A 23,195-nucleotide genomic window follows, 5' to 3' on the forward strand; every position below is an offset into this window, starting at 1 on the left:
TTTCGTTGCGAGGTTCGCGTTACATATAGCCATTCAATGGCGCCTGATGTAATTTCCTGCGGAACCAGCCGCGGTGCGACTCGGCCGTCGGCACTCATCGAGAGGGGATCGACCGTGACGCCAGCCTCCCGCCCCCGTTCGCCCGCCGCCACCGCCGCTGTGACGGTGAGCGCCCTCCTCGCTCTCACCGCGTGCGGCCAGGGAGACGGGACGGACGACGAGACCCCCAGCACGCCGGCCACCGCGACGATCGCCGGCGTGAAGGTGAAGAAGGACCCCGAGCTGCATGAGGCCCTTCCTGAGCAGATCAAGGCTTCCGGCACCGTGCGCGTGGCCACGGACGTGCCCTATCCCCCCTTCGTGATGTTCGAGAAGGAGGGCAGCACCGCCATCACCGGGCTCGACTACGAACTCGGCCAGGCCGTCGGGACCAAGCTCGGCGTGAAGTTCGACTTCAAGCCGCAGAAGTTCGACGGCATCGTCCCCGCCATCCAGGCAGGCAAGTTCGACGTCGCCATCTCGGCCATCACCGACGACAAGGAGCGTCAGGCGGTGCTCGACTTCGTCGACTACTCCGTGTCCGGCTCGGGGATCATGGTCGCCGACGGCAATCCCGAGAAGATCGCCACACTCGACGACCTGTGCGGCGAGGGAGTCGCCGTTCAGGCTGCGACGAACCAGCTCGACCTGCTCAAGAGCCACCAGCGCAAGTGCCGGGCGGCCGGCAAGAAGAAGATCGACATCCAGCCCTTTCCCAAGGACTCCGACGCCCAGCTCGCACTGCGCGCAGGCAAGGTCGTCGCCGATGTGCTCACCAAGCCCGCCGCGGGCTGGACGGCGAAGACCGCCGACCAGGGCAACGCCTTCGACCTCGTGGAGGACCCCTCCGCGAAAGGCGGTTACGGCGCCTCGCCGAACGGCATCGCCGTCTCGAAGCAGCTGCGCGAACTGACCGAAGCGGTGCGCAAGGCCGTGCAGGCACTGATGGACGACGGCACGCTGAAGAAAATCTGCGCCAAGTACGGAGCGGAGTCCATCGCGCTGGAGAAGGCCACCGTCAACGCGGGCAAGGAGTGACGATGTCCACGGCCACCACACCCACCGGCACCCCGGCGAGGGATGCCGAGGCAGCCGGGGAACTCACCGTCGTGCGGGTACGCCACTGGGGAAGGCTGCTCGCGGCCGTCCTCGCGGTGGTGGCGCTCGCCGGGCTCCTGGGGTCGCTGGCCCGCAACGAGAACCTGCGCTGGGACATCGTCGCGGACAACCTGTTCAAGGACCTCGTCTTCGACGGACTGTTCACCACGCTGTGGCTGACGGCGGGCGCGATGCTGCTCGCCGTGCTGCTCGGCGTCGTGCTGGCGGTGATGCGGCTGTCGGACAACCCTGTGCTGACGGTGGTATCGGGGCTGTTCGTCTGGTTCTTCCGCGGCACACCCCTGCTCGTGCAGATCATCTTCTGGGGCTTCGCGGCCGCCCTGTACCCGATGGTGATGATCGGCATCCCGTTCACGGACATCACCTTCTTCTCCGCCAGGACGAACTCCGTGCTCAGCCCGGGACTTGCCGCGCTTCTCGCGCTCGCGCTGCACGAGGCTGCGTACGCGAGCGAGATCGTCCGTGCGGGCATCCAGTCGGTCGACGCCGGGCAGACCGAGGCGGCGCAGTCGCTGGGCATGCGTCCCGGCAAGACGATGCGGCGCATCGTTCTCCCGCAGGCCATGCGCGTCATCATCCCGCCGATGGGCAACGAAACGATCAACATGCTGAAGATGACGGCGCTCGTCTCCGTCATCAACGCACACGACCTGATGTCCAACATCCAGGCCGTCTATGCCGCCAACTATCAGGTCATCCCCATGCTCGTGGTCGCCTCGATCTGGTACCTGGTCATGGTGTCGGTGCTGAGCGTGCCCCAGGCGTGGCTGGAGCGACGCTTCGGGCGCGGCACCGTGCGCAGCGACCGGGCCGGGCTCCTGGGGCGCCTGTTCACGGGGGACGCCGCCGGGCGCCCCGCACTGCCGGGAGCGGCGGCGACGAAACAGGCAGAGGGTACGGACACCGGCAAGGAGGTACGGAGTTGAGCACCCCCCTGCTGCACGCCCGGGGCGTGCGCAAGCACTTCGGAAGGCTCGAAGTCCTCAAGGGCATCGACCTGACCGTGGAACGGGGACAGGTGTGCTGTCTGCTCGGGCCGTCCGGTTCGGGCAAGTCCACCTTTCTGCGTTGCATCAACCATCTCGAGAAGGTCGACGGCGGCAGGCTGACCGTCGACGGAGAACTCGTCGGTTACCGGCAGCAGGGTTCCCGGCTGCACGAACTGCGGGAGAGCGAAGTCGCCGAGAGGCGCCGCGACATCGGCATGGTCTTCCAGCGCTTCAACCTCTTCCCGCACATGACCGCGGAGGAGAACGTCATGGAGGCTCCCGTCCAGGTCGCAGGAGTGCCGCGCGCGCAGGCGCGGGAAACGGCGCATGCGCTGCTGGAACGGGTGGGCCTGGGCGACAAGGTTCGCGGCTACCCCGCGGAGCTGTCGGGCGGGCAGCAGCAACGGGTCGCGATAGCAAGGGCGTTGGCCATGAAGCCGAAACTCATGCTGTTCGACGAGCCGACCTCCGCACTCGACCCGGAACTCGTCGGAGACGTACTCGACGTCATGCGGCAGCTGGCCGAGGACGGTATGACGATGGTGGTCGTCACCCACGAGACCGGCTTCGCCCGTGAGGTCGGCGACACCGCCGTCTTCATGGACGAAGGCGTCGTCGTCGAAGCCGGAGACCCCCGAAGAGTGCTGACCGACCCTGAGCAGGACCGCACCCGGGCGTTCCTCTCGAAGGTCCTGTGACCTCGCTCGCGCGGCAGCAGCAGCGCACCGCCGCGCTGCTGTCGCTGGCACGTGCCCGGCACGGGCACTTTCTGCGGGACCTGGCCGAACTCGTCTCCATCGACTCCGGTTCGTACAGCCCCGCCGGGGTCGACAGGGTGGCCGACTGGACCGGGCGACGCCTGGAGCGGCTCGGTTTCACCGTCGACCGCATCCGCTGCCCGGCGGTGGACGGCCGCCGGTTCGGCGACATCCTGGTCGCGCGCCGCCCCGGCGGCCTGACGCGAGCGGAGGGCGGAGCCCGGATACTGCTCGTCGCACACATGGACACCGTCTTCGAGGACGGCAGCGCGGCACAGCGTCCCTTCGAGCTGATCGGCACCCGGGCCCACGGACCCGGCGTCAGCGACGACAAGGGCGGTCTGCTGGCCGGACTGACGGCGCTGGAGATCCTCCTCGACTCCGGTTTCGACGAGTACGCCGAACTGGTCCTCCTCGCCACGCCCGACGAGGAGATCGGCTCGCCCGCCAGCCGTCCGCACACCGAGGCCTTGGCCCGGGGCGCCGACTTCGCCCTCGCGCTGGAGTGCGCGCGGGAGAACGGCGACGTGGTGACGGCCCGCAAGGGCGTCGCCGACTTCCGTCTCACCGTCACAGGACGGGCCGCTCACGCCGGCATCGAACCGGAACGAGGAGCCAACGCCGCGCTGGCGTGCGCTCATCTCGTCATCGGACTGCAGGAGTTGAACGGACGCTGGGAAGGAGTGACCGTCAACGTCGGTATCGTGCGGGCCGGCACGCGCACCAACATCGTCTGTCCTGAGGCGCAGTTGGACGTCGAGGTGCGTGCCGCGCGCCGGCGGGAGATCATCGCCGTGCGTGCGGCGATCGAGGAGATCGCTGCACGGCCGCGCGTCGAGGGAACCTCGGTGACTGTCCAGCAGCTGGAGGTGTGCCCGCCGTTGGAGGAGACGCCGGCATCCCTGGAGATGTACGAGCATGCCCGTCGGATCGGCACCGAAGTCGGGATCGATCTCGGCCGCAGTGTCACCGGCGGGGTCGGCGATGCGAACTTCATCGCGGGGGCGGGGGTGCCCGTGCTGGACGGACTGGGCCCGGTCGGCGGCTGCGACCACACACCGGACGAGTGGCTGGAGACCAGCACGGTGCCCGCCCGCACAGCCTTGCTGGCGCTGCTCGTCGCGGCACTCGGAGACCGGGGCCGGGGTTGAGAGGGGGAAAGGGAGGCGTCGCGGGATGCGGGGGACGGGAACCGTCCCCCCCGTGCCGCCGCACCCCGCTCGCACCGCGGTCCGGCAGCATCGGCCCGCCAGAGGCTCCCCGGCCCCCGACCGCATCCACCCCCGCACACCGCCCACGGAAGGAACGGACCATGGCCCCAAGCGTCCTCGCCGACGAGATCCGGCAGAAGCTCGGTGACCTCAGCCCCGCCGAGCGCAAAGTCGCGCGGGTGCTGCTGGCGGGCTACCCCTCGGCGGGGTTCGAGACGATCGCCACCCTCGCCGAGCGGGCCGGAGTGAGTGCACCGACCGTCATCCGTTTCGTCAACCGGCTCGGATACCGCGGGTTTCCCGACTTCCAGACAGTGCTCCGGCGCGAAGTGGAAGAACGCAACGCCTCCCCGCTGTCGCTGTACGAGACCGCCGGCTACGGGCGCGAAGGCGGGGACGGAAAGGGCGACAGCTCCTCGCTCATCGAACGGGGCAGCAGACTCTTCGGCGAGGCGGTGTCGCGCACCCTCGCCGAACTGCCTCCGCACGACCTCCACCACGCCGTGAACCTGCTCGCCGACCGCAAACGCCGGATCACCCTGGCCGGCGGGCGATTCACCCACCTGCTGGCCCAGTACCTGGGCCTGCACCTGATGCAACTCCGCGACGACGTCCGCTTCCTGCCCGACCGCGCGGTGGAGCGCACCGCACACCTGGCCGCGCTGAACCGTCGTGACGTGCTCGTCGTCTTCGACTACCGGCGTTACGAGGAGGACAAGGCGGCAATCGCGCAGCTCACCCACGACAACGGCGGAAAGATCATTCTCTTCACCGATACGTGGCTCTCACCCGTGACCGCGCAGGCGCAGGTCGTCCTGCCCAGCCAGGTCGCCGCACCGTCCCCCTACGACAGCCTCGTGCCGGCGCTCGCAGTCATCGAGACGGTCGTCGCCGGTGTGCTGATCGAACTCGGGGAGGAGGCCCACGCCCGCATGCGGCACGGAGAGGAGACCGCGCGGCGCATCGGCCTGTACTGAGTCTCCGTACCGAGATGCCGTACCGGGTTGCCCGTACCGGGTGGCGACTCCGGCCCGCGGGCGGAGCACCCTGCTGCCATGCCGCTCAAGTGACCCGCCACGTCTGGTGTTCGCACCGACGACAGGTGCCGGGGCATGGTGGTCTCCGGCGCGGTGACGGGCGTCCTGGTCCCGAGTTGGACGGGCGAGGATTCCGGACATGGCGGTGTCGATTCTGCCGTGATATGACACTGGTCACACCGGGGCCGGTGGCGGGGCGTGACGGCAGGGATACGGAGGCAGTCTGTGGCGGAGTCGCGGGAGGACGAGCAGCTCAACGGGCGCCTGGTGGCCGTAGCGGTATTAGGGTTCGTGCTGATCGTTCCGCCGCTGTTGCCGCAGTTCGACCGCATGGGCCAGGTGCTCGGCGTCCCGGTTCTCGCGGCGTATCTCTTCCTCGCCTGGGCGGTCCTGGTGGTCCTGGTGGCCCTGGTCGCCGGCACCGGCGGCAGGTCGAGCCGGAGGTAATGCCGTGCTCCAGACCTGGGTCATCGTCACGGCGTCGGTCGCCTACCTGGGCGTGCTGTTCGCCGTGGCCTTCTTCGGCGACCGGCGGGCGGACGCCGGCCGGAGCCTGATCAACAACGGCACGGTCTACGCGCTGTCCCTCGCGGTGTACGCCACCTCCTGGACGTACTACGGCAGTGTGGGCCGGGCAGCCACGGCCGGGGTCAACTTCCTGTCCGCCTACTTGGGGCCGACGCTCATGCTCGCGCTGGGCTGGCTTCTGCTGCGCAGACTCATCCGGATCAGCCGCCGGCACCGGATCACGTCGCTGGCCGACTTCGTCTCCGCCCGCTACGGCAAGAGCGCCGCGCTGGGCGGCCTGGTCACGGTCATCGCCGTGATCGGGATCGTTCCCTACATCGCTCTCCAGCTCAAAGCGGTCTCCAACACCTTCGAGATCATCCGGCTGCACCCGGCGATCACCCCCACGTCGCAGCTCGGCCACGTCCCGCCGCTCCAGGACAGCGCGTTCTACGTGGCGCTGCTGCTCGCCGCCTTCACCATCCTCTTCGGGACCCGGCACCTGGACGCCACCGAACGCCACGAGGGCGTTGTCGCCGCCATCGCGTTCGAGTCCGTGGTCAAGCTCGTGATGTTCCTCTCGGCCGGGATCTTCGTGACCTTCTGGATGTTCTCGGGGTTCGACGACCTGTTCACCCAGGCCGCGGACGCCGGCCTCACCCGGCTGTTCACGCTGCAGGAGCAGACCGGATACGGCGAGTGGGTCTGGCTCAACGTGCTGTCCATGCTGGCGGTCGTGCTGCTGCCACGGCAGTGGCAGATCACCGTCGTCGAGAACGTCGACGAGCGGCATCTCAAGCGGGCGATGTGGCTCTTTCCGCTGTACCTGCTCGCGATCAACGTTTTCGTGCTGCCGGTCGCGGCCGGCGGGCTGCTGACGTTCGGAAAGTCCGTCGACGCCGACACCTATGTGCTGGCCCTGCCGATGGCCGAGGGCCAGCAGGCACTCGCGCTGTTCGTCTTCATCGGCGGCATCAGCGCGGCCACCGCCATGATCATCGTCGAGACCGTCGCGCTCAGCACCATGGTGTCGAACTCGCTGGTGATGCCGCTGCTGCTGCGCGGCAAGGCCCGGATCGCCCAACGGGCGGACCTCACCGGGCTGGTGCTCGGCATCCGCAGGACGACCATCGTGCTCGTCCTGCTGCTCGGGTACGCCTACTTCCGGCTCGCCGGCGAGGGGCCGACGCTGGTGTCGATCGGGCTGGTGTCGTTCGCGGCGGTGGCACAGTTCGCGCCCGCGATCCTGGGTGGCCTGTTCTGGAAGGGCGGCACCCGCCGGGGTGTGCTGACCGGTCTGGTGGCCGGTTTCGCCGTGTGGACGTACACGCTGCTGCTGCCCAGCTTCGCCGAGTCCGGGCTGCTGCCCGCCTCCTTCCTGCGCGAGGGCCCCTTCGGGGTCGAACTGCTCCGGCCCGAGCAGCTCTTCGGCCTGGCGGGAATGGACCCGATCAGCCATGCGATGTTCTGGAGCGCGCTGCTGAACCTCGGCGGGTACGTCGCGGTCTCCCTCGCCGGACGGCCGGACGCCGCCGAGCGTGAACAGGCCGTGCAGTTCGTCGACGTCCTTGCGGAGTCCGTCCGGGAACGGCGCTGGCAGGTCCGCGCCACGGTCGGCGACCTCCAGAGGCTGCTGGAGCGCTTCCTCGGACGGGACGGCGCCCAGCGGGCGATGCGCTCGTATTCCGGACGACAGCCCGACTCACCGGAGACGGAGGCGTCCCCGGAGTTCGTCCATCACGCGGAGGCGCAGCTCGCCGGTTCGGTCGGTGTGGCGTCGGCGCGGCTCGCCGTCGACGCGGTGGCCGGAGAGGAGCAGATAGGAACCGACGACGTGATGGAGATGATCGGCGAGGCGTCACAGCGGATCGAACTGGTCCGCGGGCGGCTGCGGTTGCTCTACGACGCGACCGGCGGCATCGGCACGACCCTCGACGTGACGCATACGGCCGAAGAACTCGCCCAGGTAGCCGTCCCGCGCTTCGCCGACTATGTCACCGTCGACCTTGCCGAGCCCGTACTGCGCGGCGAAGAACCGGGGGTCAACGGCGCCGGCATCACTACGAGCGACGGCGGTACGCGGATGCGTCGCCTCGCCTTCAGCGGTATCCACAGCGACGCCCCGCTGTTCGCCACCGGCGACCTGATCACCTTTGTGCGCTCCTCGCCGCAGTCACGCAGCTTCGAGACCGGCAAGGCCGTTCTGGTGCCCCGCCTGGCGGAGTCCCCGGGATGGCAGGCGATCGATCACGCGCGGGCATGGCAGGTCATCGGGTACGGCATCCACTCGCTGATCGCGGCACCGCTGCATGCCCGCGGTGTACTGCTGGGCGTCGTCAACTTCTGGCGTTCCGAGAAGCCCGAGCCGTTCGAGGAGGACGATCTGTCCCTCGCCGCGGAACTGGCCGCCCGAGCCGCCGTCTCCCTCGACAACGCGCGCCGCTACACCCGCGAACACGGCATGGCCGTGACACTGCAACGCAGCCTGCTGCCCCGCGCGCTGCCCGAACAGAAAGCCGTCGAGGTCGCCTCCCGCTATCTGCCCGCGCAGGAGGGCGTCGGCGGCGACTGGTTCGACGTCATCCCGCTCCCGGGCGCCCGCGTCGCGCTGGTCATGGGAGACGTCGTCGGGCACGGACTGCATGCCGCGGCCACCATGGGACGGCTGCGCACGGCCGTGCACAACTTCTCCGCGCTCGACCTGCCGCCCGACGAACTCCTCGGCCACCTCGACGAGTTGGTCACCCGCATCGACCAGGACGCGATCGACGCCGGCGATGAGACCGCCATCACCGGCGCCACCTGCCTGTACGCGATCTACGACTCCGTGACCCGCGACTGCGCCATCGCCCGCGCCGGCCACCTGACGCCCGCGCTGGCACGCCCCGACGGCACCGTGGAGTTCCTGGACATACCGTCGGGAGTCCCCCTCGGCATCGGCGGACTGCCCTTCGAGACCACGGAGTTGCAGCTCCCCGAGGGCAGCCGGCTCGTCCTGTTCACCGACGGCCTGGTCGAACGCCGAGACCAGGACATCGACACCGGGCTCCAGCTTCTCCGCGAGGCCCTCACGCACGCGGAGCAAGCTCCCGAGGAGACCTGTGACGCCGTCCTCGACGCGCTCCTCCCGGGGCTCCAGAGGGACGACATCGCGCTGCTCGTCGCCCGCACCCAGGTGCTGGGCGCGGACCAGGTCGCCGAGTGGGACGTGGAGTCCGAACCCTCCGCCGTCGGCCGGGTACGCGTAGCCGTGACCGAACGGCTCGCGGAATGGGAGCTGGAGGGCCTCGTGGACACAACGGAGTTGATCCTGAGCGAACTGATCACCAACGCCATCCGCCACGCCACCGGACCCATCAAGGTGCGGCTGATCCGCGACCGCACGCTCATCTGCGAGGTCTCCGACCACAGCAGCACCTCGCCGCACCTGCGCTACGCGGCCACCACCGACGAAGGCGGGCGTGGCCTCTTCCTCGTCGCCCAGCTGACCGACCGCTGGGGCACCCGCTACACCAAGCACGGAAAGGTCATCTGGACGGAACAGACAGCGCCGGAGGCTCCCGGCCGCTGATCGCCGGCGCCCGCGTCCGCCGCGACCCGTCGGCACCGGTGGGCGAACCGGTGGGCGGACGCTCCGCGAGCCGAGTCCGCCCGCCCCCGACCACAGGCCCACCGGCCGGCCACCCGGGTCACGACGTCAACGACCCCGGACCCGACGTGGGTTCGAGGTCGTTCCGATGTCCCGAGGCATCACCTGGTGCCCCCGGTGTGGGACCGATCTGAAGCAGAACGGGGCCGGCTTGGGGACTCCGGCCGGACAGTCGGTGACCGGGGCCCTTGCCCGCACCCCGGTCGTCCAGGTGCCGCACTTGCGTCATTGAGTCAGGACCCCCGGACCGTCCATGTGCGATGCGGGGTGGCGGTTCGCTGTCTTGCTGGTCCAGTCCTGCGTTGGGCGGCGTCCGGCGAACCTGCCGAAAAGCAGTGCCGCCGCGGTGGCGGCGAGCACCCCGGGCACCATCTCGTAAACGCCCGTTTCCAGCGGCCCCAGGAGCGGGTCGATCTGCTTCCAGAGGAGGACGGTGAGGGCCCCGGTGAGCATTCCGGCCTTCGCGCCGGCTGCCGTCATCCGCGGCCAGAACAGCGACAGAAGGATCACCGGGCCGAATGCCGCGCCGAAGCCCGCCCAGGCGTACGCGACGATGTCGAGCACGGCGCCGCCGCTCAGCGCAATCGCATAGGCGACCAGTGCCACGGCCAGCACACTCAGACGTCCGATCAGCAGCAGTGACGCGTCGGAGGCCTGTCGGTTGCGGAACGCCCGGTAGAGGTCCTCGGTGAGGGAGGTGGCCGAGACCAGCAGTTGGCTGTCCGCCGTGGACTTGATCGCGGCCAGCACGGCCACCAGCAGGACCGCCGCGAGCCAGGGAGAGGTCAGCTGTGCGGACAGGGTGATGAAGACCGTCTCCGGGTTGGCGAGCGGCTTGTCGAGCGCGGCTATCCCGGAAAGCCCGATGAGGGATGCCCCCACCAGGACGACGGTCACCCAGCCCACGCCCAGACGGCGGGCCAGCGGTATGTCCCGTGTGCTGCGGATACTCATGAAACGGGTCAGGAGGTGGGGCTGGCCGAAGTAGCCGAGCCCCCAGGCGAGCAGCGAGATCAGTCCGACGGCCCCGAGCGGCTCGCCTGTCGTCCACTTCTCGTCGGCGAAGGATGCCTCGGTCCCCGGGTCGAGCAGTGCCGGGGCCGCGGCGGTGAGTTCACTGTGCAGCGCGTCGAAGCCGCCGAGCTTCCCGATGGCGATCGCAGGGAGGGCAATGGCCGTGAGGAACATCAGCGTGCCCTGTATGGAGTGGGTGACGCTCAGGGCGCGGAAGCCGCCGAGGATGGTGTAGATGACGATCACCACGGCGAAGACGGTGAGTCCCAATTCGAAGCCCGTGCCGAAGATCTCGTCGGCCAGGAGACCGCAGGCGACCAGTCCGCCGGCGACGTAGATGGTGAAGAACACCACGGTGACGACGGCCGACAGGAACCGGATCACCCTGCTCCGGTCCTCGAACCGCTCCTCCAGATATGACGGCAGGGTCACCGCACCGACCCGCTCGGTGTAGACGCGCAAGCGGGGTGCGACAAGAAGCCAGTTGAGGTAAGTGCCGATGATCAGGCCGCAGGCGATCCAGGTGGCCCCTATGCCAGCCGCGTACACGGCGCCCGGCAGCCCCAGGAAGAGCCAGCCGGACATGTCGGCGGCCCCTGCGGACAGCGCGGCTGCCGGGGCGGTGAGTTGACGGCTGCCGACGGTGAAGTCGTCGAAGGTGGCCGTTTCTTCGTGCGTCATGATGCCGACCATGACCATCGCGATCAGAAAGACTCCGAAGGTGATCATGACGGGGACGGTCAGGGCGATCACGTGATTCTCCCTGTGATGTGGAAAGAGCGCCGGCACACGCCGCGCACGCGGCAATGAATCGTGAGGGGGAGGAGGGAGCTTAGAAAGGAAAGGCGCATTCTGGCCAGGGAATCCGGCGTCGTGCGTTGTGATCGCGTCTGGATCGTGATGCATCAGCAGCACCGGAAACCCGGCCCTTGGTTCGCCGGTCCGCCGACAGCGGCCTCCTGCCCCGGTACTCCGGGAGCACAGGGCGAAGCGGTTCCGCAGGCATGCAAGCGCTTCCGGGTCACGTCGCAAGCAGGTGGGCCATGCCAACTGCGGTGAGAACAGGGCCGGATGCCGTACGCGCGGCGTCGGCGCAGGTGATCCGGGCGGCCGGCGACGTGCGGGGTGGTGGAGCGGCGCCCGGCGACCCGCGAACCGAGTCCCCGGAAGGGGCGCCCCAGAAGCGGCTGCCGACAACGCGCGCTGGTCTGAGCCGAAGTTTGCGCCCCCCACACACCCGCGCGCTGCTCCATTCAGGGTAATTACACACTTTGCCCTGGTGTGCCGTTTCGAGGCGTGAGTCCATCAATGGTATTGGCCGCTGTCACCCGGGCCCCGGTTCAGCCGGGGCACCGTTCGAAGACGTGCTCTGGTCGTTGCTCCCAACTCCGATGCGGAAAGGGGGCATTGGGCCCGGACCACAAAGACGCGCAGCAGTGGCGCGGGGTGATGAGGAAGCGGCGGGCGCGACGAGAGGGGCGGACCGTGGCATCACCCACCATCACCCAAGTGACTTCCTCGCCGACGTCGTCGGTGTTCGGGCAGGAGGTTGTCTTCACTGCCACGGTTGCGTCTGTGGTTCCGGGTCAGGGCGTCCCGACGGGGACGGTGACTTTTGTGATCTACGGGAGTGGGGGGCGGTAGTTACACGGTGCCGCTTGATGCGAGTGGCAAGGCGACGGTCGCCTCGGCGTCCCTGGGGACCGGTACACACACGGTCACTGCGACCTATAACGGTTCTGCTCAGTTCTCGCGCTCCAGTGGCTCGTACCAGCATGCGGTGACGAGGGCGGCGACGAGTACGGAGGTGTCGTCGTCGCCCGAGCCGTCGCAGGAGGGGGCGCCGGTGACGTTCACCGCGACGGTCACCGCGGTGGCTCCGGGTGCCGGGACGCCTTCCGGCCTCGTGCAGTTCGTCATCGACGCGCTTCCCGTCAGGTGGGTGCGGCTCGATGCGAGTGGTGTCGCCTCCGTCACGGTGACAGGACTCCAGGCGGGCTCGCAGTCGGTGATCGCCATCTACATGGGTGACGGCGATTTCCAGCCGTCCACTTTCAGTGGCACTCATACGGTGACGCCGACGCAGAAGGCGACGACCACGACGGTGACTTCGGTCCCTGATCCGTCGGTGTTCGGGCAGCCGGTGACGCTGAGCGCCACTGTGGCTGCGGTTCCGCCGGCTTCGGGCACTCCCACCGGGACGGTCACCTTCACCGTCGACGGTCCAGGCGGAGGCACGTTCACCGCTCCGGTCAACGCGTCGGGTGTCGCCAGTGTCAGCGTCGGCACGCTCGGTACCGGAAGTCACGGCATCACCGCCACCTACAGCGGCGACGCCGACTTCCGTACGTCCGCCGGCACCGACTCGCAAAGCGTCCAGGCCGCGGCGACGACCGTCACGGTGACCTCCGCACCCGACCCGTCCACGTCGGGCCAGCCCGTGACCATCAGCGCGACGGTCTCACCCGTCGCCCCAGGAGCGGGGATTCCGACGGGGACCGTCACCTTCGCCATCACCGGAACCGGCGGCGGCACCTTCACCGAAACCCTCGACGCCTCCGGCACCGCCCAACTAAGCCTCAGCACCCTAGGCTTGGGCTCCCACACCATCACCGCCACCTACAACGGCGCTCCCGACTACGCCGTTGCCACCGGCACGGACACCCACACGGTCGAGGTGGAGCCCTCGACGACGACCACGCTCACGTCCGGCCCCGATCCGTCCGTGTTCGGGCAGCCGGTCACCTTCACCGCGACGGTCACCCCGGCGCAGCCCGGACCCGTACCGACCGGCACCGTCACGTTCACCGTCGCCGGGACCGGCGGAGGCACCTTCAGCCGGCCGCTGGACGCCTCCGGCACCGCCCAGCTCACCCTCGACACCCTCGGTGTCGCCACCCACCCGGCCACGGCGGACTACAGCGGCGACACCGACTACGAACCCTCGGCCGGCGCCGACACCCACACGGTCGACGTGGCGGCCACGACAACCACCGTGGCCTCGTCACCCGATCCGACGGTGTTCGGGCAGACCGTCACCTTCACCGCCACCGTCGCGCCCGTCGCACCGGGGGCGGGGGTCCCGACCGGCATGGTCACCTTCACCGTCGACGGCGCCGGCGGAGGAACCTTCACCGCAGCCCTCGACGCCTCCGGCACCGCCTCGGTCAGCACCGGCGCACTCGCCGCCGGCAGCCACACCGCCCAAGCCACCTACATCGGGGACAGCAACTTCGCCTCCTCCACCGGCACCGACACCCACACCGTCGACCCCGCCTCGACCACCACCACCGTCAACTCCGCGCCCGACCCCTCCGTCTTCGGGCAGCCCGTCACTTTCACGGCCACCGTGACGCCCATCGCCCCGGGGGCGGGAACCCCGACCGGCACCGTCACCTTCGCTCTCAGCGGGAGCGGCGGCACGACCACCGTGCCGCTGGAGGCTGACGGCACTGCCCAGCTCACCCTCAACTCCCTGCCTGCGGACATCTATTCGGTCACCGTCAGCTACAGCGGCGACTCCGGCTACGCCCCCTCGACCGGCAGCGGCGCACACACCGTCAACCGGGCATCGACGACGACTGCTCTCTCCGCCACTCCCGATCCGTCCGCGCTCGGTGCGCCGGTCACCGTGAGCGCCACCGTCGTCCCGGTCGCTCCGGGAGCGGGCACCCCGACGGGCACCGTCACCTTCGCCATCACCGGAACCGGGGGAGGGACCTTCACCGAAACCGTCGACGCGTCCGGCACCGCTCAACTCATCATCAGCACCCTCGGCTTGGGTTCCCACACCATCACCGCCACCTACGACGGCGACGGCAATTTCGTCACGTCCGCCGCGACGGACACTCACACGGTCGAGGTGGAGCCCTCGACGACGACCACGCTCACCTCCGGCCCCGATCCGTCCGTGTTCGGGCAGGCGGTCACCTTCACCGCGACGGTCACCCCGGCACAGCCCGGACCGGTACCGACGGGCACCGTCACCTTCACTGTCCACGGTTCCGGCGGAGGCACCTTCAGCCGGCCGCTGGACGCCGACGGCGCCGCCCAGCTCACCCTCGACACCCTCGGTGTCGCCACCCACCCGGCCACGGCGGACTACAGCGGCGACACCGACTACGACCCCTCGACCGGCGCCGACACGCACACCGTGAACCCGGCGGATACGACCACGACCGTCAACTCCAGCCCCGATCCGACGGTGTTCGGGCAGACCGCCACCTTCACCGCGACCGTCACCCCGGTACCGCCGGGCGCCGGAACCCCGGCCGGCGCGGTCACGTTCACCATCGACGGCACGATCACCCTCACCGGAACCCTCGACGGCACCGGCACGGCCACCGTCAGTACGAGCACACTCCCGGCAGGCAGCCACACCATCGAGGCGACCTACAACGGCGCGGGAGACCCCAGCTTCAACACCTCCACCGGCACCGACACGCACACCGTGAACCCGGCGGATACGACCACGACCGTCAACTCCAGCCCGGATCCGACGGTGTTCGGGCAGCCGGTCACCTTCACCGCGACCGTCACTCCGGTGCCGCCGGGTGCGGGCACCCCGACCGGCACCGTCACCTTCACCATCGACGGCGGCGGCCCCACCACCGTGCCCGTGGAAACGGACGGCACGGCCCGGCTCACCCTCAACTCCCTGCCGACGGGCGGCCATTCGGTGAGCGCCCTCTACAACGGCGACGCCGGCTTCAGTACGTCCGCCGGCACCGGCACCCACACCGTCAATCAGGCGGCGACCGCCACTGCCGTCTCCTCCGAGCCCGAGCCGTCCGTCATCGGCCAGACGGTCACTTTCACCGCCACCGTCACACCCGTGGCCCCGGGTGCCGGAACACCCACCGGCACCGTGACCTTCGGCATCGCCGGCGGCCCCACCCTCACGGGGACGCTCGACGGCATGGGTGTCGCCACGGTCAGCACCGGCGCCCTCTCCGTCGGCAACTACGGCGTCACAGCGACCTATGCGGGGGACGGGAACTTCACCGGTTCGTCCGGCACCGGCACCCACACCGTCAACCGGGCGGCGACCACCACCACCGTCTCCTCCGCCCCCGACCCGTCCACCTTCGGCGAGACGGTCACAGTCACCGCCACGGTCGCCTCGGACCTGCCGGTGGCAGGCACCCCGACGGGCACGGTGACATTCCTGTTCGACGGCGCAACGCCGGTCACAGCACCCCTCGTCAACGGCGTCGCCACAACCACCACCAGCGTTCTGGGCACCGGCCCGCACACGATCACGGCAAACTACGGCGGTGGACCCGACTTCGCCCCGTCCAACGGCACGGACACCCACACCGTCAACCCCGGTTCGACGACCACCACCGTCGTCTCGTCACCCGACCCTTCTCTTCCCGGCCGAGTCGTCACCTTCACCGCCACGGTGTCGCCCACACCTCCCGCAACGGGGATCCCGACCGGGACCGTCACCTTCACCATCGCAGGTGGCGGCGGAGGCACGTTCACGGCGGCGCTGGTCAACGGCGTCGCCACGGTCACCAACAGGGGACTGGCCATCGGGCCGCATGCCGTCTCCGCCACCTACAACGGCGACCCCCAGTTCGCCCCGTCGACCGGCACCGACACCCACACCGTCATTCCATGACCGGACAAGACCGGATCATGGAAGAGGGCCCGATCGTGCTGCGGCCGGACCTGGAATGGGACCGTCTGCGGTGACGCGGCGTCCACCGCAGGGACAGGGCGGACGAACGGGCGGTCAAGGGAAGAGCCCCCGGCGACCCAGCGGACGTGCTGGTCGTCGCGCCGCCGGACAGCACGCCGGACAGCACACCGCGCGGCGACCGCCTCCGCGCAGACGAGCGGTCCTGCGGGTTGCGGGGCCTCCAGCGCCCTGCCGGGGGAGATCGGCGTCGGATAATCGCCGCATGGCGGAGATCATCCAGCGCACTGGCACATGGACGTTCGACGGCGACACCGTGCGGATCGTGCCTGCCTCGCAGAAGCACGTTCACCCGCTGCGCAGGTTTCTGGGCGAAGTGGCTGTACCGCTCACGGCCGTCTCCGGCATCGCGTACGAGCCGGGCCGCAAGGGCGGCCGCTTGCGGTTGCGCCTGCGGGAGGGAGCCGACCCGCTCGCCCAGGTGGCGAGCGGGCGCCTGCCGGACCCCTCCGACCCGTACCAACTGCCGGTGGAGAAGGACCGCACCGGCGTCGCCGAGTACTTCGTGGAGGAACTGCGCCGCGCGCTGCTGCTGGAAGAGGTGCCGGACACGCCCAGCGACCGCTATCTGCTGCCTGGGCCCGCGGTTCCGCTCACTGCGGGCGGCACCGATGGCACGGCCTCGTTCGACGGTGAGCGCGTCCAGCTGGAGTGGAACTGGATGGCCAAGGAGAGCAAGTCTCACAGAGGCCCGCGCACCTTCACCCTCGATGAACTCGACGGTGTGGAGTGGACCCCCGCGATCGGCTGGGAGAACGGTTCGCTGCGCTTCCGTCCGAAGGGCCCGCACACGGTCTTCAAGCCCGAACATGACCACAACTGCCTGCTGCTGTGGGGCATTCGGCAGGCCCGTGAGACGGGCGGCTCGGTCCTGCTGGCCGCCGCGGTGACCGCCCGGCTGCCTCATCCCGCCGGGGCAAGGCGGCCTGTGGGAGCAGGCGCGGACGAGCTTTCCCCGTTCCTCGTCGAGGACCGGGACGGGTGCTCGGCGGACAAGCCGGGCGACGCGGCTTCCGATGACCACAACCGGTTGCTGCACCGCCTGCGCGAACTCGGTGTACTGCACCGTGAAGGCGTCCTCACCGACGAGGAGTTCAGCACGGCCAAGAAGGCCGTCATCGACCGCCTCTGACGCCCGGCCCGGCCGCGTGCGGCCGCGTCCGGCCGCACGCGGCCGAATCCGGAGCCCGGGGTCCGGCAGCCGGGACAGGGGGCCTCGGCCACCGGCCCGGCGTCACGACGCGCTCGCCCTTCGTCCGGCCACCGCACCGGCCACGTCATCTGCGGCGGGCTCCGACGCGACGGCACCGGACGGCTCCGGCAGCGGACGGCTCCGGCACCGGACGGCTCCGGCACCGGAACCGGACCGCGGCGTGGATGCCGGTTACCTCGCTTGGCGGCATGACGACGCGGCGGGCTTGCCGGACCCATCCGTCCAGGTCAGGGTTCGAAGAGTGAGCTGTGTCAGGGCCCCTCAGCAGCAGCACCTCACCCCTCTCGAGGACGGAGAGCCACCATGCCTGACCGTTCCAGTTCGAAGCGCTCGGATGGCACGCAGCAGCGACACCCCGTGGAGGAGACGGTCAGGTATCCGCTGCGAACGATGACGACTGCCGCCGAGAAGGTCCCTGGGGCGGAGCGCGTCAAGGGAGTCTTCGACGACATGCTGGACACCGTCGGGATCGTTTCCCCGCGTGCCCGGCGCGTTGCCGCGTACACGGGGGCGGGAATCCTCGGCCTGGCGGGTGTCGTCGAGTGGCCGGTGGCTGCGGCGGGCGCTGCGGCGGTGTGGCTGACACAGCCGCGCCCTGCGGACACGGACGGTGCGGAGGCTGAGGGGACCGGCGCAGCCCGGACGGAGAAGCCCCGTACGAGGCAGTCCGCCTCCACGTCGGGGAACGGCTCGAGGACGGCAAGGAAGCGACCGGCCACGAGTACGGCCAAGAGCACCAAGAGCACCAAGAGCAAGAGCACCGCGAGCGCACCGCGTGCGAAGGCCGGCGGACGGAAGAAGAGCTGAGCCCTCCCTGCCCGCCCCGCGACGACCGTTTCCCAGCGCCCGCACGGAGCCCCCGCGAAGGTGAGGAATGCTGCTTCGACTGGTGGCCAGGCTGCCCGGACTGACCTCCTCACTTCTCCAGAACGCTTTGGCCGTGCCCGCCAGGACCACGCGCCGGATCATGCCGCCCGCGGCCTCGGCGGCGCGCCTGACGGCCGGAGTCGTGAGCACCGGTGCGCGTGAAGCGGTGAACGGTGCGGTGCAAGTGTCCGCGTCCGCCGGGCGATTCGGCAGAGTGGCCGGCAGCGCGATGACGCCCGGAATCGGGCGGTGGCACGCGGGCTCCCGCATGCACCTGGGCCTGCGGCACCCCCCTGACGCACCCCGGCGCACCGCGGAGCGACTCGAGGCCGCCGCCCGGAACGTGGCCGCCGAACTGGCCAAGCACCCTGATGTGCTGCTCGCCTACTGGGATGCCGGCCTGGAGAGCCTGGTCGTCAGGACCGTCGAGGACACGGTCAGCGAGCGTGTGGCGGACAGGGCATCCGAACTCGCGGCCGAGCACGGCCTGGAACACGTCGGCGGACGGACGCCGCAGCACGCCCACCCGGGTGACGTCACGAACGTCCGCGTCAACGTCGCCGCCCTCGCCTTCGACGTGGCAGGTATCGCCACCGCCGTCGCGGGGCGGACGGCGCTTCAGCCGCGCGCGGCTGAAGCCCTCGTGGCGTCGGTCTCCGTCCTGCGGGAGGACTCCCGGGTACGTGCGGCACTCAGCCGCATGCTGGGTTCGGACACGGTCGACCTGGTTCTGGGCGCAGCCAACGCGGCCGTGTGCGGAATCGCGCGGTCGCCGGCGCCTCTGCTGCTCGACGGCGCGCTACGCGTCACGTACTTGGTGCGATCACTCGCCCAGCTCGCGGCGTTCGAGGCAGTGCACGACACGCTCTGTTCCCCGGACCGCCCGACGGTGACCGGAGACGGCACCGTGCGTCCGGCGCTGCGGACAAGCCCAGGTGACTCGTACTCCGACGCGGCCGTCAACGGGATGCTCGGCGGTGCCCTCGCCACGCTTCTGTTCACCCGTAGCGTCGGCAAGGCGGCAGAGACCGTGCTGGCCGGTGTGCCCAAGGCCGCGCGGTACGGCCCGTCGGCCTTCACCGCGGTGCTCGCCGCCGCTCTCGCGCGCGAGGACGTGCTGGTCGGCGATCCCGGAAGGCTCCGGCGACTGGAACTCGTGGACACCGTGGTGCTGCATTCCGGAGCACTCCGCAGCGCTCGGCGCACTGTGCTCGAAGTCCATCCGGACACGACTGGCTGGGACCATGGCCGGCTGTGGCACGCGGCCATGAAGACCCTCAGCGCTGCCGGGGCCGGGGCCGGGGCCGGGGCCGGGGCGACGCCGGTCGGGGAGGAGCCTCACCTCGAACTCCGTCCGGTGTCCGCTGAGACGTCGCCGGAGGCGGGGCTGATGATCGCATCGGCGCGGGGCAGGGATGTGGGCACCGTCCTGGTCGGCTGGGACGTCGACCCCATGGCAGAGGCCTCGCTGGACGCGGCCCGCCGGGCGGGACTGCACGTCGTGGTGGTCGACGAGCACGGCCTCGGCGAGTACGGCACCCTGGCCGACCAACTCATCTCGGGTGAGGTCCCGTTCGCCGGGACCGTCGCCGCGCTCCAGGATGAGGGCCGTACGGTCCTCACCGTGGCGCGGGTCCCGCACGACCGGACGACTCATCGAACGAAGACGGGTCCTTCCGCCCGCGACGTCGTCGACGGGTTGCTCCGCGGCGACGTCGCCGTAGCGGTCACCGACGAGGCCGGCGCCGTCGTCTGGGGCGCCGATCTGCTCTCCCTGCACGGGCTCGACGGCGTCTGGCGGTTGCTGTCCGCCGTTTCCATGTCCCAAGCGGTCAGCGGATGGGGCAGGTTCTTCGCAGAGGCGGGCGCCACGCTCTCCGAGTTGCTGGTGCTCACCCGGGAGGCACAGTCCCAGCAGCCCGCCTCCCTCGAAGTACGTCTCAGTCCGGTCAGCCTCGCCACCGCCGCCTCGCTGACGTGGGGCTGGGCCGCCGCACTGGCCGTGGCTGCCGGAAGGCCGCCGCGGCCCGAACCGCGAGTGCCCTGGCATGCCCTGCCTCCGGAGGAGGTCGTCGCGCGGCTGCGAAAGGTGCCGCGGGCCGCGCCGACGGCGTGGTCGGTGACCCGGCGCCGTGCCGGTCGTCTCGTGCGCGTGGTGGCCGGATATCCGGTGCTCGCACCCCTGCGGACGGGAGCTCAGCTCGCCCGCGCCGTGTGGGCCGAACTCGACGACCCGTTCACCCCCGTGCTGGTGGTCGGCGCCACCGCATCGGCGCTCCTGGGGTCGGCGGTCGACGCCTATCTCGTCGTCGGCGCCGTAGGGTTGAACGCCCTGGTCGGCGGAATCCAACGGCTGCGCGCGCAGAAGGCACTCTTCGCGCTCGTCATCCAGCAGCGTCCGATGGCCCGCCGGCTCGAGCCGTCGACCGGTGAGGTATCCGTGGTCGAGGCCGCCCGCCTGACGCGGGGCGAAGCGATCGAGCTGCACATCAACGACGTGGTGCCGGCAGACGCACGGCTGCTGGAGGCCGACGGGTGCGAAGTCGACGAATCCTCGCTGACCGGCGAGTCGTTGCCGACCCCCAAACATGTGGCCGCCGTTCCGGGTGCCGCACTCGCCGACCGACGCTGCATGGTCTACGAGGGCACCACAGTGGTGGCCGGCTACGCACGGGCCGTTGTGGTGGGTACCGGCCACCAGACGGAAGCCGGCCGTGCGGCGACCCTCGCTGCCCGGGTCCCCGTTTCGGCAGGAGTGCAGGCACGATTGCAGAGGCTGACCAGGCGAGTGCTGCCTTTCACCCTCGCAGGGGGCGCCGCCGTCGCCGGTCTGTCCCTGCTGCGCGGACGTCCGATGGGCACGGCACTCCAGGGAGGGCTCGCCGTCGCGGTAGCGGCCGTACCCGAGGGCATGCCCCTGGTGGCGACCGTCGCGCAGATGGCCGCCGCACGGCGTCTCAGCGGGCTCGGTGTCCTCGTCCGTACTCCGCGCAGCTTGGAGGCGCTGGGCCGCGTCAACGCCGTCTGTTTCGACAAGACCGGGACTCTCACGGAGAACAAGCTGCGGGTCGTCAGCGTCGTCACCGCGAGCGGTGACGAGCACCGGACGACTGACCTCGAGGCGCACCCGGTCCTGCGCACCGCCGCCCGCGCGTGCCCCGGCCCCACGGAACGGACGGGCAACCACGCCCATGCCACCGACGAGGCCGTCCTGGCGGCCGCCCCGCGCGACACCGCATGGACCACCGTGAAGGCCGAGCCTTTCGAATCGAGCCGCGGCTTCGCAGCCGCCGTCGGATGTGGCGCGCACGGCGACGCGACGCTGGTGGTCAAGGGCGCCCCGGAAGTCGTGCTGCCCTACTGTCCCGATGCGGACCCGGCAGCTGTCGAAACGGCACACGCCCTCGCCGCCCGGGGGCTGCGGCTGCTCGCCGTCGCCCGGCGGCCCCTCGCGGACAGCGAGGCGGCCGACGCCCTGGACAAGCCTTTCGAACTGCTGGAACTCATCGGGTTCGTGGCTCTGGCCGACACCCCACGCGTCAGCTCCGCCCCGCTCGTGTCCGGGCTGCGCGAGGCCGGCGTACGGCCCGTCATGCTGACCGGCGACCATCCCGAGACGGCCCGGAGCATGGCGATCGCCCTCGGCTGGCCCTGTGACGTCACCGTGGTCACGGGCCACGACCTGGCGGAGCTCGACCGGGCGGGCCGGGCTCGCACGCTCAAGAACTGCGACGTCGTGGCCCGCGTCGCACCCGAACAGAAGCTCCAGGTCGTCGAGGCACTCCGGGAGGCGGGACGCGTCGTCGGCATGGTCGGGGACGGCGCGAACGACGCCGCCGCGATCCGGGCCGCGGATGTCGGGATCGGCATCGGCGCGCGCGGTTCGGCAGCAGCACGCAATGCCGCCGACCTTGTGATCACCACCAGCGAACTCTCGGTGCTCATCGACGCGATCGCCGAAGGGCGGGCCCTGTGGGGCAGCGTGGCCGACGCCATCAGCATCCTCCTCGGCGGCAATGCCGGCGAGGTGGGCTTCTCCGTACTGGGCACGCTGCTCTCCGGTACGTCACCGCTGTCCACGCGGCAGCTGCTCCTGGTCAACCTTCTGACCGACATGTTCCCGGCCATGGCGATCGCGGTCACTCCTCACGACCCGAAACCTGCCTCGGAGGAGAACCTGAGCGAAACACACCCGGTAGGTCGCACCACCCTGGGGGAGCCGCTCGCACACGAGATCCGCCAACGCGGCCTGATCACCGGAGCAGGCGCGGTCACGGCGTGGCTCATCGGCAGCCTCACCCCCGGATCGGCACAACGCACCAGCACCATGTCACTGTGCGGCGTGATCGGTTCCCAGCTCGCCCAGACCGTGATCGGACGCCGTGACAGCCCCCTGATCCTCGGCACGGTCATCGGCACCTCTGCCGTCCTCGTCGCTCTCGTCCAGACGCCCGTCGTCAGCCGCTTCTTCGGGTGCACGCCCTTGGGTCCACTGGCCTGGACCGGAGTGGCCACCGCCATCGGGGCCTCTTCTCTCGTGCCCCGACTGCTGCCCCAGGCCGACCAGTTGGTGTCAGACCTCACGTCACGGCTGGGGTCTGTGCTGTCAGCCCGGGACGGGGCCCCGTTGAGGCTCCTCCAACTCCGGACGCGCAGGACATCCGAGCCGGTATGAGGCGGAACTGTGCGTCCTGTGGCGCTGAAGGGCCCTCAGCGCGCCTGGCATTTGGTTGCACATTAGGTTAGGCTCACCTAAGAAACCGGCCGAACCGAATGTCGGCGGCCAGGCAGCTGCACCCCTGGAGGAGTCGTGTCCCGATCGGAACGCTGCGTCCCGCAGACGCCCCGGACGTGGCAGCCGGACCTCTGACGGTGTGCTTCGCGAGCCACCGGCCGACACCGGGGCACGGGCGGTTTCCGCCCGCGTGCGTGGGTGCCCGGAACACAGCGTCGCCGCACGGGACTTGCCGGTGAGCGCTCATCGGCCGGCATCGCACCCCGAGCAGCAGCACCACCTGATTCCGTGAGCTTTTCGGCCCCGGCCTGACCCCTCACACCCCACGCATCTCTCTCCTGTCCCCGACCCAA

Annotated in this window: 12 protein-coding genes and 1 pseudogene; 11 read left to right on the forward strand and 2 right to left on the reverse strand. The window is 70.2% G+C overall.

What is annotated here, in order from left to right:
* Positions 1 to 114: 114 nt before the first annotated feature.
* The 7 genes and pseudogenes from H180DRAFT_RS02030 to H180DRAFT_RS02060 all read left to right on the forward strand — a co-directional run.
* The gene (locus tag H180DRAFT_RS02030; protein WP_254665823.1) at positions 115 to 1,077 is read left to right on the forward strand and encodes an ABC transporter substrate-binding protein; all 963 of its coding nucleotides are present in this window, start codon (positions 115 to 117) and stop codon (positions 1,075 to 1,077) included.
* 2 nt (positions 1,078 to 1,079) lie between these two features.
* Entirely contained in the window at positions 1,080 to 2,084 is a 1,005-nt protein-coding gene (locus H180DRAFT_RS02035) for an amino acid ABC transporter permease (RefSeq protein WP_055484179.1), read from the forward strand.
* The gene (locus H180DRAFT_RS02040; RefSeq protein ID WP_055484180.1) at positions 2,081 to 2,845 is read left to right on the forward strand and encodes an amino acid ABC transporter ATP-binding protein; all 765 of its coding nucleotides are present in this window, start codon (positions 2,081 to 2,083) and stop codon (positions 2,843 to 2,845) included. Before H180DRAFT_RS02035 ends, H180DRAFT_RS02040 begins: the two co-directional genes overlap by 4 nt.
* Positions 2,842 to 4,056, forward strand: coding sequence for a M20 family metallopeptidase (locus H180DRAFT_RS02045; protein ID WP_055484181.1), 1,215 nt, complete (start codon positions 2,842 to 2,844; stop codon positions 4,054 to 4,056). The genes H180DRAFT_RS02040 and H180DRAFT_RS02045 overlap by 4 nt, the downstream gene beginning before the upstream one ends.
* Positions 4,057 to 4,217: 161 nt before the next feature.
* Entirely contained in the window at positions 4,218 to 5,093 is an 876-nt protein-coding gene (locus H180DRAFT_RS02050; RefSeq protein WP_055484182.1) for a MurR/RpiR family transcriptional regulator, read from the forward strand.
* A 285-nt stretch (positions 5,094 to 5,378) separates the two neighbouring features.
* Positions 5,379 to 5,600 carry a hypothetical protein gene (locus H180DRAFT_RS02055; protein ID WP_055484183.1) on the forward strand — a complete coding sequence of 74 codons (222 nt, stop codon included), beginning with the start codon at positions 5,379 to 5,381 and terminating at the stop codon, positions 5,598 to 5,600.
* A gap of 1,918 nt (positions 5,601 to 7,518) precedes the next feature.
* Positions 7,519 to 9,231, forward strand: a pseudogene (locus tag H180DRAFT_RS02060) (SpoIIE family protein phosphatase); the annotation flags it as partial.
* A 303-nt stretch (positions 9,232 to 9,534) separates the two neighbouring features.
* Here H180DRAFT_RS02060 and putP read toward each other — a convergent pair.
* Entirely contained in the window at positions 9,535 to 11,076 is a 1,542-nt protein-coding gene (putP, locus tag H180DRAFT_RS02065; protein ID WP_107097546.1) for a sodium/proline symporter PutP, read from the reverse strand.
* Positions 11,077 to 12,066: 990 nt separating this feature from the next.
* On the reverse strand, positions 12,067 to 12,192 hold the full coding sequence (locus H180DRAFT_RS30730) for a hypothetical protein (protein WP_302622422.1): 126 nt from the start codon (positions 12,190 to 12,192) through the stop codon (positions 12,067 to 12,069).
* Between H180DRAFT_RS30730 and H180DRAFT_RS02080 the strand changes: the two genes are divergently transcribed.
* The 4 genes from H180DRAFT_RS02080 to H180DRAFT_RS02095 all read left to right on the forward strand — a co-directional run bounded on the left by H180DRAFT_RS02080 (position 12,170) and on the right by H180DRAFT_RS02095 (position 22,782).
* Positions 12,170 to 15,949 (forward strand): beta strand repeat-containing protein, encoded by a 3,780-nt coding sequence (locus H180DRAFT_RS02080; protein ID WP_055484185.1) that lies wholly within the window; start codon positions 12,170 to 12,172, stop codon positions 15,947 to 15,949. The genes H180DRAFT_RS30730 and H180DRAFT_RS02080 overlap by 23 nt on opposite strands.
* Positions 15,950 to 16,232: 283 nt before the next feature.
* Positions 16,233 to 17,159, forward strand: coding sequence for a DUF4429 domain-containing protein (locus H180DRAFT_RS02085; RefSeq protein ID WP_055484186.1), 927 nt, complete (start codon positions 16,233 to 16,235; stop codon positions 17,157 to 17,159).
* Positions 17,160 to 17,543: 384 nt separating this feature from the next.
* Complete coding sequence (locus H180DRAFT_RS28915) at positions 17,544 to 18,047, forward strand: hypothetical protein (protein WP_175437705.1); 504 nt, start codon at positions 17,544 to 17,546, stop codon at positions 18,045 to 18,047.
* 67 nt (positions 18,048 to 18,114) lie between these two features.
* A complete protein-coding gene (locus tag H180DRAFT_RS02095) occupies positions 18,115 to 22,782 on the forward strand; it encodes a cation-translocating P-type ATPase (RefSeq protein WP_074466555.1) in 4,668 nt (1,555 codons plus the stop codon).
* The last annotated feature ends 413 nt before the right edge of the window (positions 22,783 to 23,195 follow it).

Source organism: Streptomyces sp. WMMB 322 (assembly GCF_900090145.1).
Classification (GTDB): Bacteria; Actinomycetota; Actinomycetes; order Streptomycetales; family Streptomycetaceae; genus Streptomyces.